Origin of the sequence: Pseudomonas sp. SBB6, assembly GCF_024213215.1 — a bacterium.
Lineage (GTDB): Bacteria > Pseudomonadota > Gammaproteobacteria > Pseudomonadales > Pseudomonadaceae > Aquipseudomonas > Aquipseudomonas donghuensis.
The window spans coordinates 88,079-105,069 of record NZ_JANAVH010000001.1; the positions used below are offsets into that span (position 1 = coordinate 88,079).

The window sequence follows — 16,991 nt, forward strand, 5'->3', positions numbered from 1 at the left end:
CAGCGGATGAAGATCATCATCCTCGGCGCAGGGCAGGTCGGCGGTACGCTGGCTGAACACCTGGCCAGCGAAGCCAACGACATCACCGTGGTCGACACCGATGGCGACCGCCTGCGCGACCTCGGCGACCGCCTGGACATCCGCACCGTGCAGGGCCGCGCCTCCTTCCCAACCGTGCTGCGCCAGGCCGGTGCCGATGACGCCGACATGCTGGTGGCGGTGACCAACAGCGACGAGACCAACATGGTCGCCTGTCAGGTTGCCCATACCCTGTTCCACACCCCGACCAAGATCGCCCGGGTGCGCGAATCGGCCTACCTGACCCGCGCCGGCCTGTTCGACAACGACGCCATCCCGGTCGACGTGCTGATCAGCCCCGAGCAGGTGGTCACCCACTACATCAAGCGTCTGATCGAACATCCCGGCGCCCTGCAGGTGATCGACTTCGCCGAAGGCAAGGCCCAGCTGGTAGCGGTCAAGGCCTACTACGGCGGGCCGCTGGTAGGCCAGCAACTGCGCCAGATCCGTGCGCACATGCCCAATGTCGACACCCGCGTGGCAGCGATCTTCCGCCGTGACCGGCCGATCCTGCCGCAGGGCGACACGGTCATCGAAGCCGACGACGAAGTGTTCTTCATCGCCGCCAAGGCGCACATCCGGGCGGTGATGGGCGAGTTGCGGCGCATCGACGAGACCAACAAGCGCGTCGTCATCGCTGGCGGCGGGCAGATCGGCGAGCGCCTGGCCGAGGCCATCGAAAGCCGTTACCAGGTGAAAATCATCGAGATGAATCCGGCCCGTTGCCGGCACCTGTCCGACACCCTGGAAAGCACTGTGGTACTGCAGGGCAGCGCCTCGGACCGCGACCTGATGCTGGAAGAGAACATCGCCGAAGCCGACATCTTCCTGGCCCTGACCAACGATGATGAAGCCAACATCATGTCCTCGCTGCTGGCCAAGCGCCTGGGCGCGCGCAAGGTAATGACCATCATCAACAACCCGGCCTATGTCGACCTGGTCCAGGGTGGCGAAATCGACATCGCCATCAGCCCGCAGCTGGCCACCATCGGTACCCTGCTGGCCCACGTGCGCCGCGGCGATATCGTCAGCGTGCACTCGCTGCGCCGGGGTGCGGCCGAGGCCATCGAGGCGATTGCCCACGGTGACTCGAAGTCGAGCAAGGTAATCGGCAAGGCCATCGAAGACATCGCCCTGCCACCGGGCACCACCATCGGCGCGATCATCCGCGACGAAGAAGTACTGATCGCCCATGACGACACGGTGATTGAAGCCGGCGACCACGTGATCCTCTTCGTTGTGGATAAAAAGTACATCCGTGACGTCGAGAAGCTGTTCCATGTAGGGTTGAGCTTCTTCTAAGAGGGGCCTGAAATGCGCGAATCACTGGAAAAGATGCTGGCCAAGGGTGTGGATAACGCCCTGTTGCGTTTCGGCCTGGGCAAGGCCTGGCTCGATGAGGGCAATGGCGCCGAGGCGGCCGTGCACTTGCAGCGCTGCGTCGAGCACGACCCGAAGTATTCGGCGGCATGGAAGCTGCTGGGCAAGGCGCATCAGCTACAGGGTGACCTGGCGGCGGCGCGCAAGGCCTGGGAGCAGGGGCTGGAAGCGGCTCGCGCGCATGGCGACAAGCAGGCCGAGAAAGAGATGACGGTGTTTCTGAAGAAGCTCGACAGGGCTGTTTAGGACCGCTTCGCGGTCCATCGCCGGCAACGCCGGCTCCCACAATTGATGGCCAAACTCGATCCTGTGGGAGCTGGCTTTGCCAGCGATAGGGCCCTCAATACCAGCGCGGCTCACCCGCCGGGCGCTTCTTGAAGCGCTTCATGCTCCACATGTATTGGCTCGGATACGCCCGCACATAGCGCTCGACCACCTGGCTCATGGCCGCCGCCGAGGTTTCGGTGTCTTCGCTGTACATCGCCTCGGGCGCCGCTTCCAGGATCACCTTGAAGCCAGAGCCATCCGGCAGGCGCAGGGCATGCAGGAACACCCCGACCGCCTTGCCGCCCGCGAGCATGTTTGGCACGAACTTGCTGGTCAGTGCCTTGGTGGCAAAGAACGGCACGAAGATGCCCGCCGACTCGGCCGGCTCCGGGTCGGCCGGAATCCCCACCTGACCGCCTTTGCGCACTTCCTTGATGATGCTCAGGATGCCTTCCTTGGTCGACGCCGCCACGCGGTTGCCCAGTTGCACGCGCTGTTCGCGCAGCAGGTCATCGACCGCCTTGAGCTTGGGCGGGCGGTAGAAAATGATCGGTTTGCACTGGCTGCAATAGAAGTGGTTGAGCACTTCCCAGTTACCCAGGTGGCTGGTAATGCCGACCACGCCCTTGCCCGAAGCCAGGGCAGCTTCAAGCACTTCCAGGCCTTCGACCTCGCGCACCAGGTCGAGCGAGCGCTGGGCCGGCCAGATCCAGGCGCAGGCGCTTTCGGTAAAGGACTTGCCGATGTCCATCAGGGTCCGGCCCACCAGTCGCTCACGGGCAACCGGGTCCATTTCCGGGAAGCATTTGGCCAGGTTGATGCGCACCACGTTGCGCGAACTGTTTGGCACCTTCCACATGATCCAGCCGATGGCCGCGCCGACCCGCTGTACCGCGCCCCAAGGGAGCTTGGCAAACAACCGCAACGCCCCGACCATCAAGGCGCCCTTGAATTTATCCACAGGCTGGTTCCTCTTTCTGCAAGCCGGCCATTGTAACCCTCAGCGCAGCAGAGCGGCGTAGCGATCACAATCGGTGGTGTGGTCCATGACCATGCCGGTGGCCTGCATGAAGGCGTAGCAGATAGTCGGGCCGACAAAGGTGAAGCCGACTTTCTGCAGTGCCTTGCTCATTGCCGTGGCTTCGTCGGTGACTGCTGGCACCTCGCTACGCTGAACGAAATGATTGATCTTCGGTGCGCCGCCGACGAACGACCAAAGCCATTCAACGGGGTTCTCCAGCGCCAGCCAGGCCCGCGCATTGCGCCGCGCGGCATTGAGCTTGAGGCGGTTGCGGATGATGCCCGGGTCGAGCATGCGCTCTTCGATCTCTTCATCGCTCATTTGCGCCAGGCGCTGCGGATCGAAGCCGAACAGCACCTGACGGTAGCGTTCGCGTTTCTTCAGCACAGTGATCCACGACAACCCGGCCTGGAAGCCTTCGAGCAGCAACATCTCGAACAACTGGCCAGGATCACGCTGCGGCGTGCCCCATTCCTGGTCGTGGTAAGCCTGGTAAAGCGGATCGTCGGTACACCAAAAGCAACGTGGCATAAGGCTCCAAGGGTAGAGGCCTGCGCGAATCGGGTTATACTCCCGCTCTTTATATTCGCAGCCCTAGAAACAGGTGAATTTCGTGAGCCAGCCTACGCCAGCCGTGCGTACCTTCCAAGACTTGATCCTCGCCCTGCAGAACTATTGGGCCGAGCAAGGTTGTGTGGTGCTTCAGCCCTACGATATGGAAGTAGGCGCCGGCACTTTCCATACTGCCACGTTCCTGCGCGCCGTCGGCCCGGAAACCTGGAACGCCGCCTATGTGCAGCCTAGCCGTCGTCCGGCGGATGGCCGTTATGGCGAAAACCCGAACCGCCTGCAGCACTACTATCAGTTCCAGGTGGTGCTCAAGCCGAACCCGGCGAACTTCCAGGAACTGTACCTGGGCTCGCTGAAAGCCATCGGCCTCGACCCGCTGGTGCACGACATCCGTTTCGTCGAAGACAACTGGGAATCGCCGACCCTCGGCGCCTGGGGCCTGGGTTGGGAAATCTGGCTCAACGGCATGGAAGTCACCCAGTTCACCTACTTCCAGCAAGTAGGCGGCATCGAGTGCTTCCCGGTCACCGGTGAAATCACCTACGGCCTGGAACGCCTGGCCATGTACCTGCAGGGCGTTGATTCGGTCTACGACCTGATCTGGACCGACGGCCCATTCGGAAAGGTGACCTACGGCGACGTGTTCCACCAGAACGAAGTGGAGCAGTCGACCTACAACTTCGAGCACGCCAACGTCGAGAAGCTGTTCGAGCTGTTCGACTTCTACGAGAGCGAAGCCAACCGCCTGATCGAGCTGGAGCTGCCGCTGCCGACCTATGAAATGGTCCTCAAGGCCTCGCATACCTTCAACCTGCTCGATGCCCGTCGCGCCATCTCGGTGACCGAGCGTCAGCGTTACATCCTGCGTGTACGGACCCTGGCCCGCGCCGTGGCCCAGAGTTACCTGCAAGCCCGCGCCAAGCTGGGCTTCCCGATGGCGTCCCCTGAATTGCGTGATGAAGTGTTGGCTAAGCTGGAGGCTGCACAATGAGTGCTCAAGATTTCCTGGTTGAACTGGGCACCGAAGAACTGCCACCCAAGGCCCTGAGCAGCCTCGCTGATGCCTTCCTCGCCGGTATCGAAAAAGGCCTGCAGGCCGCAGGCCTGAACTACACCGACAAACAGGTGTACGCCGCGCCGCGCCGCCTGGCCGTACTGATCCGCAACCTCGACACCCAGCAGCCGGACCGCAGCGTCAACCTTGACGGCCCGCCACGCCAGGCGGCCTTCGACGCTGAAGGCAACCCGACCCAGGCCGCCCTGGGCTTTGCCAAGAAGTGCGGGGTGGAGCTGTCGGATATCGACCAGAGCGGCGCCAAGCTGCGCTTCTCCCAGCACATCCCGGGCAAGGCCACCGCCAGCCTGCTGCCAACCATCGTCGAAGACTCGCTCAACGACCTGCCGATCCCCAAGCGCATGCGCTGGGGTGCACGCAAGGAAGAGTTCGTGCGTCCGACCCAGTGGCTGGTCATGCTGCTCGGTGACGACGTGGTCGACTGCACCCTGCTGGCGCAGAAAGCCGGTCGCGAATCCCGTGGCCACCGCTTCCACCACCCGGAAAACGTGCGCATCAGCGCCCCGGCCAACTACCAGGAAGACCTGCGCAAGGCCTACGTCCTGGCAGATTTTGCCGAGCGCCGCGAGCTGATCAGCAAGCGTACCGCCGAACTGGCAATGCAACAGGAAGGCAGCGCCATCGTGCCGCCAGCGCTGCTCGATGAAGTGACCGCCCTGGTTGAATGGCCAGTTCCGCTGGTGTGCTCGTTCGAGGAACGCTTCCTTGAAGTACCGCAGGAAGCCCTGATCACCACCATGCAGGACAACCAGAAGTACTTCTGCCTGCTGGATGCCGACGGCAAGCTGCTGCCGCGCTTCATCACCGTGGCCAACGTCGAGAGCCGCGATCCAAAGCAGATCGTCGAAGGCAACGAGAAGGTCGTGCGCCCGCGCCTGACCGACGCCGAGTTCTTCTTCAAGCAAGACAAGAAGCAGCCGCTGGAAAGCTTCAACGAGCGCCTGCAGAACGTAGTGTTCCAGGCTCAGCTGGGCAGCGTTTTCGACAAGGCCGAGCGGGTTGCCAAACTGGCCGCCTTCATCGCCCAGCGTATCGGCGGCGATGCCCAACGCGCGGCGCGTGCCGGTTTGCTGTCGAAGTGCGACCTGGCCACCGAGATGGTCGGTGAGTTCCCTGAGATGCAGGGTGTTGCCGGTTACTACTACGCCCTCAACGACGGCGAGCCGCAAGACGTCGCCCTGGCCCTGAACGAGCAGTACATGCCGCGCGGTGCCGGTGCTGAGCTGCCGTCGACCCTGACCGGTGCGGCCGTGGCTATCGCCGACAAGCTCGACACCCTGGTCGGTATCTTCGGTATCGGCATGCTCCCGACCGGCAGCAAGGACCCCTACGCCCTGCGTCGTGCAGCGCTGGGCGTACTGCGCATCCTGATCGAGAAGCAACTGGACCTGGACCTGAACGAAGCGGTGAACTTCGCCGTGACCCAGTTCGGCGCCAAGGTCAAGGCCGCAGGCCTGGCCGAACAGGTACTGGAGTTCGTCTTCGATCGTCTGCGTGCCCGTTACGAAGACGAAGGCATCGACGTTGCCACCTACCTGTCGGTACGTGCCCTCAAGCCAGGCTCGGCCCTGGACTTCGACCAGCGCGTGCAGGCCGTCCAGGCCTTCCGCCAATTGCCGGAAGCTGCAGCCCTGGCCGCGGTGAACAAGCGCGTGTCGAACCTGCTGAGCAAGGCCGAGGGCGCTGTCGCCACCACGGTCGAGCCAAAGTACTTCGACAACGCCAACGAGTTCTCCCTGTACTCGGCGATCCAGCAAGCCGACCAAGCCGTGCAGCCAATGGCTGCCGCGCGCCAGTACAGCGAGTCGCTGGCGCGCCTGGCAGCCCTGCGTGAGCCGGTCGACGCCTTCTTCGAAGCGGTGATGGTCAACGCCGACGACGCCAAAGTCCGCGCCAACCGTTATGCCCTGCTCAGCCGCCTGCGCGGTCTGTTCCTGGGCGTGGCTGACATTTCGCTGCTGGGGTAAGTCTTGAAGCTGCTGATTCTCGATCGGGACGGGGTGATCAACCAGGACTCCGACGCCTACATCAAGTCGCTGGACGAGTGGATTCCGATCCCCGGTTCGATCGAAGCGATTGCGCAGTTGAGCAAGGCCGGCTGGACGGTGGCGGTTGCCACCAACCAGTCCGGCATTGCCCGCGGCTACTACGACCTGGCGACCCTCGACGCCATGCATGCGCAATTGCGCAGGCTGGTGGCCGAGCAGGGTGGCGAGGTCGGGCTGATCGTCTATTGCCCGCACGGGCCCGATGAGGGTTGCGCCTGCCGCAAACCCAAGCCGGGCATGCTCACCGCCATTGCCACGCACTACAACGTGAATCTGGCTGGCGTGTGGTTTGTCGGTGATAGTAAGGGTGACCTGGAAGCCGCTTTGGCCGTCGATGCTCAACCGATTCTGGTAAAAACCGGAAAAGGCGAGAAGACCCTGAGCAAGGGAATTCCTGAAAAAACGCTGATTTTCGATGATCTGGCAGCCATCGCCAGAGAACTTATCCACAAATAGCGCGCCTGCACAACAGGCGCACTTTTACTAGGCGGGCAAGCCCGCAACGGTACATGCCGCTATGTCGATCTTGCAGGCGATCAGAATTTTTCTTTTTTACCTGCTGCTGGGTACCAGCTCCTTGCTGTGGTGCACCCTGAGCTTTTTTATCGCGCCGTTTCTGCCATTCAGTGCCCGATATCGCTTTATCAACGTCTACTGGTGCCGCTTTGCGCTGGTGCTGGTACGGGTGTTTCTCAACATCAAGGTCAAGGTTACCGGGGCTGAGAACATCCCCAAGCAACCCTGTGTGATCCTCTCCAATCACCAGAGCACCTGGGAAACCTTTTTCCTTTCCGCCTATTTTTCGCCCTTGAGCCAGGTGCTCAAGCGTGAACTGCTGTACGTGCCGTTCTTCGGCTGGGCCATGGCCATGCTGCGGCCGATCGCCATCGATCGCGGCAACCCCAAGGCCGCCTTGAAGCAAGTCGCCAGCAAGGGCGACAAACTGCTTAAAGAGAACGTCTGGGTACTGATCTTTCCGGAAGGCACCCGCGTGCCGTTTGGCCAGATCGGCAAATTCTCGCGCAGCGGTGCCGCTTTGGCGGTAAACGCTGGCTTGCCGGTACTGCCGATCGCTCACAACGCCGGCAAGTTCTGGCCCAAGCAGGGCTGGGGTAAACGCGCCGGCACCATCGAGGTGGTGATTGGCGCCCCGATGCATGCCGAAGGCAGCGGCCCACGGGCCATTGCCGAGCTCAACGACCGCGCTGCGGCATGGAACGAACAAACCCAGCGCGACCTCGGCTCACTGCCTGCGGCAGCGCCAAATCAAGCGCAAGGCGTGGCCTGACCGATCTGTGGATAACTTGTGTACAGTATTTGGATTTCTCAGCAGAAAATTCGCTAAGTGATTAATTTAGCTACTTATTTCTCTGTATGACTGTTTTTTGAAAATCGTGCATAAGTTTTTTCGCGGCATAAAAAAACCGGCGCTTACGCCGGTTTTTTTGTGCCTGCACATCCTCACACTTTGTCGATATCCACATCACGGGTTTCTTTCAGGCAGAACAGCCCCACCACCAGGCTGATACCGGTGATCAGCACCGGGTACCAGAGCCCGTAGAAAATGTCGCCGGTGTACACCACCAAGGCAAAGGACACCGTGGGCAGGAAGCCGCCGAACCAGCCATTGCCGATGTGATAAGGCAGCGACATCGAGGTATAGCGGATACGGGTCGGGAACAATTCGACCATCACCGCCGCCAGCGGGCCGTAGGTCATGGTCGCGATCAGGATCATCGCCACGATCAGCACCACCACCATCGGCTGGTTGACGCTGGCAGGATCCGCCTTGGCCGGGTAGCCGGCCTTGTCGATGGCCGCGCGCATGGCCGCTTCGTCGAAGCCGCTGATCTTCTGCTCGCCAATGCTCACCACTACCTCGGTGCCGGCAGCCGCCTCAGTCGAGCTGTAGGGCAGGCCCTGTTTGACCAGGAAGGTTTTGACCTTGTCGCACGGGCTGTCAAAACGCGCCTTGCCCACCGGGTCGAACTGGAAGGTGCAGCCCTGCGGGTCGGCCATCACCACGATCGGCGCCTGACGGCTGGCGGCGTCGATCTGCGGGTTGGCGTAGTGGCTCAGGGCCTTGAACAGCGGGAAGTACAGCACCGTGGCCAGCAGCAGGCCAAGCATCAGGATCGGCTTGCGCCCGACCCGGTCCGACAGCCAACCGAAGAACACGAAGAACGGCGCGCCGATCACCACGCTGATGATCAGCAGGGTGTTGGCCTGGGCCGGGTCCATCTTGAGCATCTGGGTAAGGAAGAACAGCACATAGAACTGCGCGGTGTAGAAGGTCACCGCCTGGCCAGCGTTGATACTGAACAGTGCCGTGAGCACCACCTTGAGGTTGGGCCAGGAGCCGAACGACTCGCGGATTGGCGCTTTACTGGCTTTGCCCTGGGCCTTCATTTTCACGAAGGCTGGCGACTCATGCATACTCATGCGGATCCAGGTGGAAATCCCCAGCAGCACGATCGACAGCAAGAACGGCAGGCGCCAACCCCAGACTTCGAACTGGTCGCCACTGATGTAGCGGCTGCCGAGTACCACCAGCAACGACAACAGCAAGCCGAGGGTTGCGGTGGACTGGATAAAACCGGTGTGGAAACCGCGTTTGCCGGGCGGTGCATGCTCGGCAACATAAGTGGCCGCGCCACCGTACTCACCGCCCAGAGCCAGGCCCTGCAGCATGCGCAACCCCACCAGGATGATCGGTGCCGCAATGCCGATGCTGGCGTAGGTCGGCAACAGGCCGACGGCAAAGGTCGACAGGCCCATCAGCACGATGGTCACCAGGAAGGTGTACTTGCGTCCGATCATGTCGCCCAGGCGGCCGAACACCAGCGCGCCGAAGGGCCGCACCAGAAAACCGGCGGCGAAGGCCATCAAGGCGAAGATAAAGGCGGTGGTGTCGTTCACCCCGGCAAAAAACTGCTTGCTGATGACCGCCGCCAGCGCCCCATAAAGAAAAAAGTCATACCACTCGAAAACCGTCCCGAGGGATGACGCGAAAATGATCTTGCGTTCTTCCCGGCGACTGTTGCTCACCGTTGCAGCGCCCTGCTCTTGAATGTAATCCGACATCGTTGCTGTCCTCGGCCTGCAGGCCCCAGTGATTATTCTTGTTGTTCCACTGTCGACGCCGGCAGACTGCGTCCGGCGTCGTTGTTGCTACGCACCCTGGTCAGGGCGTCGGTACTGCGGTGTTTTCGTCGATGCTGGTTGTGGATAACGTCCCCTGGCGAATCAGTTGCGCGGCCTTTTCGGCAATCATCAGGGTAGGGGAGCAGGTATTGCCGGAGACGATTTGCGGCATGATCGAGGCGTCGGCGATGCGCAGCCCCGGCACACCGTGCACGCGCAGCTGATTGTCGACCACATCCAGCGGCCCGTTGCCCATGCGGCAGGTGCCCACAGGGTGGAAGATCGTAGTGCCGATCTGCCCAGCGGCTTCATGCAATTGCTCTTCGCTTTGCAGGTCCGGGCCCGGCAGGTATTCGCGCGGGCTGAAGGCCGCCAGGGCAGGGGCCTGAACGATCTTGCGGGTCAGGCGAATGGCCTGGGCGGCAACGCGCAGGTCTTCGGGATCGCTCAGGTAGTTGGGATCGATCAGCGGTGCATCGTCCGGGTTGGCCGAACGGATATCGATACGCCCGCGACTGGCCGGGCGCAGGTTGCACACCGAAGCCGTGAATGCCGGGAAGCGGTGCAGTGGCTCGCCGAAGCGTTCCAGCGACAGGGGCTGCACGTGGTATTGCAGGTTGGCCGAAGCCTGTTCGGGCCCGGAACGAACAAAAGCACCCAATTGGCTCGGCGCCATCGCCAGCGGTCCACTGCGGTCGTACAGGTAACGCAGGCCCATGCCAAGCTTGCCCCAGGGGCTGTTGGCGACCTGGTTGAGGGTTCGCGCCTGGGTAACCTGATAGATCAAACGCAATTGCAGATGGTCCTGCAGGTTGCCACCAACGCCGGGCAGCTCGTGACGAACAGTTATCCCCAGGCTCTCGAGCAAGCCGCGCGGGCCGATGCCGGAGCGCTGCAGGATCCCGGGCGAACCCACGGAGCCTGCACACAGGATAATCTCCCGGCGTGCGCTGAAGTGCTGCCAATTGCCCTGCCAACGGGCACGTACCGCGCACGCGCGGCCATCTTCCAGCAACACTTGATCAACCAGCACATCGGTCAGCACGGTCAGGTTGGGACGATTGCGGATCGGGCGCAGAAAGGCTTTGGCCGAGTTCCAGCGAATGCCAGAGCGCTGGTTGACCTGAAAGTAACCACAGCCCTGGTTATCCCCGGTATTGAAGTCAGCAACGCTGGCAATGCCGCTCTGCGCCGCCGCTTCGCGGAACGCATCGAGGATCGGCCAGGCGTAGCGTTGTTGCTCGACCCGCCACTCGCCTTGATTGCCATGCGCTTCGCTGGCGCCGCCGAAGTGGTGCTCGCTGGCCTTGAACAGTGGCAGCACGTCCTTCCAGGCCCAACCGGCATTGCCCTGCTCGGCCCAGCGATCGTAATCGCCAGCCTGGCCGCGCATGTAGATCATGCCGTTGATGGAGGAACAGCCCCCAAGCACCTTGCCTCGCGGATAACCCAGGGTGCGGCCATTGAGGCCGGGTTGCACTTCGGTCTTGAAGCACCAGTCGGTACGCGGATTGCCGATGCAGTAGAGGTAGCCCACCGGAATGTGAATCCAGGGGTAGTTGTCGCGCCCACCGGCTTCGAGCAGCAGCACCCGGCAGCCTGGGTCGGCAGATAAGCGGTTGGCCAGTAGGCATCCGGCAGGGCCGGCACCCACCACCACATAGTCGTAGACAGGATCGGCTGATGGCATGGGCAACCTCGCGCCTGATTATTATTCTTGTCCCAGCCCATGTTATTGATTAATTTCGGGATGAAAACGTTAGATTTCACTCAAGTGCTGTGCGTTTTAACACAACGTCCGTGAACACCTGATTCACAAGGAAAAGCATGTTCGACTGGAATGATCTGCGGTTTTTTCTCGAGTTGCAGCGTAGCGGCCGCCTGCTGACCGCGGCCAAACGCCTCAACACCACCCACAGCACCGTGGCCCGGCACATCGAAAATATCGAGCAGAGCCTGGGCACCGCGCTGTTCGTTCAACATGCCCAGGGCTACGAATTGACGCCGTCCGGGCAGGCCCTGCTCAAGCACGCCGAAGCGATGGAAAACGTCGCCCTGCTGGCCCAGGAAGAAATCACCCAGGCCATCACCCCGCTGGGCAAGATTCGCCTGGGGGTGACCGAAGGCATCGGCATCATGTTCTTCACCCCGCGCATGGGCAGCCTGTTCGAACGCTATCCGGGCCTTGAGGTAGAGCTGGTGGCGGTGCCGCGCTTTGTCAGCATCCTCAACCGCGAAGCGGAGATCAGCATTCACCTGGAGCGGCCGAACGCCGACCTGTTGATAACTCGCAAGCTCACCGACTACCGCCTGGCGCTGTACGCCAGCCCCGAATACCTGGCCCAGGCGCCGGCCCTCAATTACCGTGAAGACCTGGCCAAGCACAGCTGGATCGGCTACGTCGACGACCTGCTGTTCAGCCAGGAGTTACTGTTTTTGAACAGCTTCTGCCGCGCACCCAATGTGGTGTTTCGCAGCACCAGCGTGATCGCTCAGCAACAGGCCGCTCGCGCCGGCCTGGGCATCGCCGTGCTGCCCAACTACATGGCCCGCCACGATCCGGCGTTGGTGCGGGTATTGCCCAGCGAAACCATCCAGCGCAGCTACTGGATCTGTACCCGCCGCGAGCTACACAAATCAGTACGCCTGCGCGTGGTCTGGGATTTTCTCCTGGCCCTGTGCGCGCAAGAGCAGGGTGCCTTGCTGGCGGAGTAGGACGTCAGCTGCCCAAGGTTTTGACCGCCAGCAGCAAGGCTGCGCAGATCCCCACACCTGCGAACATTTGCTGCAAGCGCGGCCCGGCCAGTTTGCTGGCGAGCTGACGCGCCAGCAGCAGCCCGAGCACCGCGCCGCCGGCAAACGGCGCGCCCACCGCCCAATGCATGACGCCGCCGACTGTCGCGCTGACCACACTGCCAGTCGACACCAGGGCGATCACCGCCAGCGAAGTGGCAACGATGCTCTTCATGTCCAGGTTGGTGTAGCGGCTCAGCGCCGGGATGATCACGAAGCCACCACCAACACCGAGCAATCCCGAAAGCAAACCCGACAGTACACCGGTAAAGGCCAGGGCGCGGGCACAGGGCAGGGTCCAGCGCAGTCGCCCCTGCACGGGGTTGAGCACGCAGGGCATGACGTGGCGCTGGCCCAGTGGCGGCTCGCCGCGAAGCTCCCGGCGAGCCTTGAGCAGCATGCGCGCACAGGCATAGACCAGCACCAGGGCGAAGGTCAGGGCCAATGGCCCGTTCGGCAGACGATGGGCAAGCATCAGCCCGAAGGGTGCGATAGCGATGCCGATCAACGCCACGAACAGCGCCGCGCGATAACGCACCAGGCCCTGGCGCAATCCCAACAGGGCACCCACCGCTGCCGCCATGCCGACGGCCAGCAAGCCGACTGGCGCCGCCTCGACCATCGACAAACCCAAGCCAAACACCAGCAAGGGCACGGCCAGAATGCCGCCGCCAGCGCCGGTCAGCGCCAGCACCGCACCAATGATCGCCCCTAAACCTGCCGCTAGAAATTGATGCTCGATCACCGCAGGCCCTCGGCGGCAACCCGGGGTTTGGCCAGCCACTCGCGGCCCTTGAGCATGCAGCGCCAGTACAACGGTGGCAGGATCTGCGCCTTCAGCAGCCAGGCCAGGCGCGTCGGCCGACGGCCGTCGAGCAGCCAGCGCGGGAAGCTCGGCGCCAGCTTGCCGCCGTAGGTGAACTCGGCGAGGACGATCTTGCCGCGCTCGACGGTCAACGGGCAGGAGCCGTAGCCATCATAGTGGACGAGGTTGGGCAGGCGCCCCAGTGCCACCAGCACGTTGTTGGCCACCACCGGCGCCTGTTTGCGCGCCGCCGCCGCAGTCTTGGCATTGCTGGTATTGATGCCATCACCCAGGGCGTGGATGTTGCTGTAGCGTTTGTGGCGCAAAGTAGCCGGGTCGACATCGAGCCAACCGGCCTGGTCAGCCAGCGGGCTATTGCGGATGAAATCAGGCGCAACCTGCGGCGGCACCACATGCAGCATATCGAAGGGTTGAACCCGGGTCTCGCTGCTGCCGTCGGGCAGGGTGCGCACAAAGGTGGCCCGCTTGCCCGGGCCATCAACAGCCACCAGGCGATGGGCGTACTGCAGGTCTACTGCGTATTTGTCGATGTACTCCATCAATGCCGGAACGTAGTCGGGCACACCGAACAGCACGCCCCCGGCATTGAAGAACTGCGCCTGGATGTTGCCCAGACGACCATTGCGCAACCAGTGATCGCAAGACAGGTACAAGGCCTTTTGCGGCGCGCCGGCACACTTGATCGGCATCGGCGGCTGAGTGAACAGCGCCTGGCCCTCACGCAGGTTCTGCACCAGTTGCCAGGTATAGGGTGCCAGGTCGTAGCGGTAGTTGGAGGTCACGCCATTGCGCCCGAGGGTTTCCCTCAGACCTTCGATCGCGTCCCAGTCGAGCTTCAGCCCTGGGCAGACCACCAACTGCTCGTAACTGAGCAGCCGGCCGTCATCAAGAGTGACCGTTTGTGCCTGCGGGTCAAAGGTCTCGACCCGTGCCTTGATCCACTGTACGCCACCGGGAATGGTCGAGGCCATGGTGCGTGCCGTCGAAGGCGCCTGGAAGATCCCGGCGCCAACCATGGTCCAGCCGGGTTGGTAGTAGTGCACATCGGCAGGGTCGATGATCGCGACATCCAGCGAAGGGTCGCGACAGATCAGGCTGGAGGCGGCGGCGATACCGGCGGCACCGGCACCGACGATCAGCACTTTATGGTGGTCGCCTTTCGGCACCTCGGCAGGGGAGGGTTGAGCATGCATGGCATGGGTCCTTCTAATAATAATTCTGGGGTGAAGCTCAGAGCACGTTGAGCGGGATCTTCAGGTAGCGCACTCCGTTCTCTTCAGGCTCGGGCAACTGGCCGCTGCGCATGTTGATCTGCACCGAGGGCAGGATCAGTACCGGCATCTCCAGGGTGGCGTCGCGGGCTTCGCGCATGGCGACGAAGCTGTCTTCGCTGATGCCTTCATGGATGTGGATATTGCTGGCGCGCTGTTCGGCGACCGTGGTCATGTAACGTAGTTCGCGGCCACCCGGCAGGTAGTCATGGCACATGAACAGGCGCGTCTCGGCGGGCAGGGCAAGGATGCGCTGGATCGAGCGGTACAGGGTACGCGCGCTGGCACCGGGGAAGTCGCAACGGGCAGTGCCGTAATCGGGCATGAACAAGGTATCACCAACAAAGGCGATGCTCTGCCCGGCGACCTCCACCACATAAGTCATGCACGCCGGAGTATGCCCGGGCGTGTGCAAGGCACGCGCCTGAAGGTTACCGATGCTAAAGGGCTGCTCATCGTCGAACAGCACATCGAACTGACTGCCATCGCGAGCGAAGCGGCCATCGGCATTGAACAACGCACCGAAGACCTTTTGCACCTGGGTGATCTGGCTACCGATGGCAATCTGGCCACCCAGGATCTGCTGGAGGTAGGTCGCCGCAGACAGGTGATCAGCATGCACGTGGGTTTCCAGAATCCACTGAACCTTGCCGCCCAGTTCAGTCACCCGGCCAATCAGCTTGTCGGCCGAAGCACTGCTGGTGCGCCCTGATTTCGGATCGTAATCGAGCACACTGTCGATCAAGGCACAGTCGCCGCTGCTACGGTCCATCACCAGATAGCTGATGGTCGAAGTCACACTGTCGAACAGTGCCTCCACATACAAATTGCCGCCGATGATCATTTACCACGCTCCGAATTCTTCGCAAGTGCCAACTACGCTTCAAGGCTGGCTGGCAGTGGAGAAGCTGTCATCAAGATATGTGCCACCGTATGGGTAGGCTGTTTCCCAATGGTTACGGCGATTTTCCGGGCGGCCTAAAACTCTGCGCTGCCAGACTGTCAGCATAGTTGGCAGTGACATGGCAGCACCTGACAGTTTTTGGCAGTCCTCGGCACCTTCAGTTAAGCTCTGCCCGAGCTTGCCCAGGTGTCGCCATGTCCTTCTCTCCCACTGTTGCTGCCGATCCTGCCGTGCAGGCATTGGTGTCCTACCTCGAACACGATGCCCAGCCGACCATCGTGCTGGACACCGACTACAACATCCTCGCCGCCAACGGCGCCTACCGACGCCAGTTCGGCATTGACGGCCAGCCACCCATTGGCGCCAAGTGCCATCGGGTCTCCCATCACTACGCCGTCCCTTGCGACCAGGCCGGTGAACACTGCCCGATGCGCAAGGCCTGGGACAGCCGGGTGCCTGAGCGTGTGTTGCATGTGCACCACACCCCTCGCGGGCCGGAACATGTGGATGTCGAGTTGCGTCCGATCCTCGACGAACAGGGTGAGGTGGTGGCATTTGTCGAGCGGCTGACCAGCATCACCGTCGCCTCGGCTCAGCCCCAACAACACGGCTTGGTCGGGCGCTCGCCGGCGTTCCAGGACGCACTGGCCAGCCTGCAGCGTGCGGCACCTGCGCAAATCCCGGTATTGCTCCAGGGCGAATCCGGCACCGGCAAGGAGCTGTTTGCCCGCGCCCTGCACCTGGGCAGTCCGAGAGCCAGCGGCCCGCTAGTGGTGGTTGATTGCACCGGCCTGACCGAGTCGTTGTTCGAGAGCGAGCTGTTCGGCTACGAGAAGGGCGCCTTTACCGGCGCCCACCAGCGCAAGATCGGCCTGGCGGAAGCCGCCCATGGCGGCACCTTGTTCCTTGATGAAATCGGCGAAGTGCCGTTGGCGATGCAGGTCAAACTGCTGCGCCTGATCGAGTCCGGCAGCTTTCGTCCGGTTGGCAGCCTGCGCACGGTTCACTCAGATTTCCGGCTCGTCTCGGCTACCCACAAACCCCTCAAGGAAATGGCAGCGGCGGGCACCTTCCGTGAAGACCTGTACTACCGTATCAGCGGCTTCCCGATTCGCTTGCCGGCATTACGCGAGCGGGTCGATGATCTGCCGTTGTTGATCGAGAGTTTGTTGCAACGGATGGCGGGTTCGTCGGCCCCGCAGCTCGACCCACAGGCGATGAAACGGCTGAGCTTGTACGCCTATCCCGGCAACATTCGCGAGCTGCGTAATATCCTCGAACGGGCACGGCTGTTCGCCGACGACGGACTGATTCGTGCCGAGCATCTGCCTACGGAGCTCGGTTCGGGACTTGAGCCGATGCCAAGCATGAGCCGTCGATCCAAAGACAACCTCGGGCAGCTGGCCCAGGCCCTGGGCAGCTTCAATGGATCGCGCAGTGAGCTGGCGCGTCATCTGGGGATGAGTGAACGCACCTTGTACCGACGCCTGCGCGCATTGGGCCTTTGAGCCCGGCGCAGAAACAACAAACCCCGGCTTTTTCTTCTACGCTGAAACTGCTCACCCGCTGCGGAGAGCGTTCCATGCGTCGATTGCCGAGTCGGTAACCAGGTGC

General features: G+C 62.3%; 15 protein-coding genes. 8 read left to right on the forward strand and 7 right to left on the reverse strand.

Annotation, left to right across the window (positions count from 1 at the left end; translation table 11 throughout):
* The first annotated feature begins 6 nt into the window (after nt 1-6).
* Both trkA and NLX68_RS00465 read left to right on the forward strand, forming a co-directional pair.
* Nucleotides 7-1,380, forward strand: a complete 1,374-nt coding sequence (trkA, locus tag NLX68_RS00460) for a Trk system potassium transporter TrkA (protein WP_010222685.1) — start codon at nt 7-9, stop codon at nt 1,378-1,380.
* A gap of 12 nt (nt 1,381-1,392) precedes the next feature.
* Nucleotides 1,393-1,704 (forward strand): tetratricopeptide repeat protein, encoded by a 312-nt coding sequence (locus tag NLX68_RS00465; protein ID WP_010222686.1) that lies wholly within the window; start codon nt 1,393-1,395, stop codon nt 1,702-1,704.
* Nucleotides 1,705-1,798: 94 nt separating this feature from the next.
* Here the strand turns inward: NLX68_RS00465 and NLX68_RS00470 are convergent, their stop codons facing one another.
* Nucleotides 1,799-2,686 (reverse strand): lysophospholipid acyltransferase, encoded by an 888-nt coding sequence (locus NLX68_RS00470; RefSeq protein ID WP_036995291.1) that lies wholly within the window; start codon nt 2,684-2,686, stop codon nt 1,799-1,801.
* A gap of 39 nt (nt 2,687-2,725) precedes the next feature.
* Nucleotides 2,726-3,277 (reverse strand): DNA-3-methyladenine glycosylase I, encoded by a 552-nt coding sequence (locus NLX68_RS00475; RefSeq protein WP_254282097.1) that lies wholly within the window; start codon nt 3,275-3,277, stop codon nt 2,726-2,728.
* Between the two features lie 82 nt (nt 3,278-3,359).
* On the opposite strand from NLX68_RS00475, the gene glyQ reads away from it, so the two are divergent.
* The 4 genes from glyQ to NLX68_RS00495 all read left to right on the forward strand — a co-directional run bounded on the left by glyQ (nt 3,360) and on the right by NLX68_RS00495 (nt 7,727).
* On the forward strand, nt 3,360-4,307 hold the full coding sequence (gene glyQ, locus NLX68_RS00480; RefSeq protein ID WP_115084528.1) for a glycine--tRNA ligase subunit alpha: 948 nt from the start codon (nt 3,360-3,362) through the stop codon (nt 4,305-4,307).
* Nucleotides 4,304-6,358, forward strand: a complete 2,055-nt coding sequence (gene glyS / locus NLX68_RS00485; RefSeq protein ID WP_254282099.1) for a glycine--tRNA ligase subunit beta — start codon at nt 4,304-4,306, stop codon at nt 6,356-6,358. Before glyQ ends, glyS begins: the two co-directional genes overlap by 4 nt.
* A 3-nt stretch (nt 6,359-6,361) precedes the next feature.
* A complete protein-coding gene (gmhB, locus tag NLX68_RS00490) occupies nt 6,362-6,895 on the forward strand; it encodes a D-glycero-beta-D-manno-heptose 1,7-bisphosphate 7-phosphatase (RefSeq protein ID WP_010222692.1) in 534 nt (177 codons plus the stop codon).
* A 61-nt stretch (nt 6,896-6,956) separates the two neighbouring features.
* A complete protein-coding gene (locus tag NLX68_RS00495) occupies nt 6,957-7,727 on the forward strand; it encodes a 1-acyl-sn-glycerol-3-phosphate acyltransferase (protein ID WP_254282101.1) in 771 nt (256 codons plus the stop codon).
* A gap of 173 nt (nt 7,728-7,900) precedes the next feature.
* Here NLX68_RS00495 and NLX68_RS00500 read toward each other — a convergent pair whose 3' ends face one another.
* Both NLX68_RS00500 and NLX68_RS00505 read right to left on the reverse strand, forming a co-directional pair.
* Entirely contained in the window at nt 7,901-9,523 is a 1,623-nt protein-coding gene (locus NLX68_RS00500) for an MFS transporter (RefSeq protein ID WP_254282103.1), read from the reverse strand.
* A gap of 100 nt (nt 9,524-9,623) precedes the next feature.
* Nucleotides 9,624-11,273 (reverse strand): GMC family oxidoreductase, encoded by a 1,650-nt coding sequence (locus NLX68_RS00505; RefSeq protein WP_254282106.1) that lies wholly within the window; start codon nt 11,271-11,273, stop codon nt 9,624-9,626.
* Nucleotides 11,274-11,410: 137 nt separating this feature from the next.
* Between NLX68_RS00505 and NLX68_RS00510 the strand changes: the two genes are divergently transcribed.
* Complete coding sequence (locus NLX68_RS00510; protein ID WP_254282108.1) at nt 11,411-12,298, forward strand: LysR family transcriptional regulator; 888 nt, start codon at nt 11,411-11,413, stop codon at nt 12,296-12,298.
* 4 nt (nt 12,299-12,302) lie between these two features.
* Here the strand turns inward: NLX68_RS00510 and NLX68_RS00515 are convergent, their stop codons facing one another.
* The 3 genes from NLX68_RS00515 to NLX68_RS00525 are packed head-to-tail and all read right to left on the reverse strand — an operon-like array spanning nt 12,303 to nt 15,317.
* Entirely contained in the window at nt 12,303-13,121 is an 819-nt protein-coding gene (locus tag NLX68_RS00515; RefSeq protein WP_254282110.1) for a sulfite exporter TauE/SafE family protein, read from the reverse strand.
* A complete protein-coding gene (locus tag NLX68_RS00520; protein ID WP_254282111.1) occupies nt 13,118-14,395 on the reverse strand; it encodes an FAD/NAD(P)-binding oxidoreductase in 1,278 nt (425 codons plus the stop codon). Before NLX68_RS00520 ends, NLX68_RS00515 begins: the two co-directional genes overlap by 4 nt.
* A 37-nt stretch (nt 14,396-14,432) precedes the next feature.
* Complete coding sequence (locus NLX68_RS00525) at nt 14,433-15,317, reverse strand: MBL fold metallo-hydrolase (protein ID WP_254282113.1); 885 nt, start codon at nt 15,315-15,317, stop codon at nt 14,433-14,435.
* A 254-nt stretch (nt 15,318-15,571) separates the two neighbouring features.
* Here NLX68_RS00525 and NLX68_RS00530 point away from each other — a divergent pair, with 254 nt between their 5' ends.
* Nucleotides 15,572-16,885, forward strand: a complete 1,314-nt coding sequence (locus tag NLX68_RS00530; protein ID WP_254282115.1) for a sigma-54-dependent Fis family transcriptional regulator — start codon at nt 15,572-15,574, stop codon at nt 16,883-16,885.
* Nucleotides 16,886-16,991 lie beyond the last annotated feature (106 nt).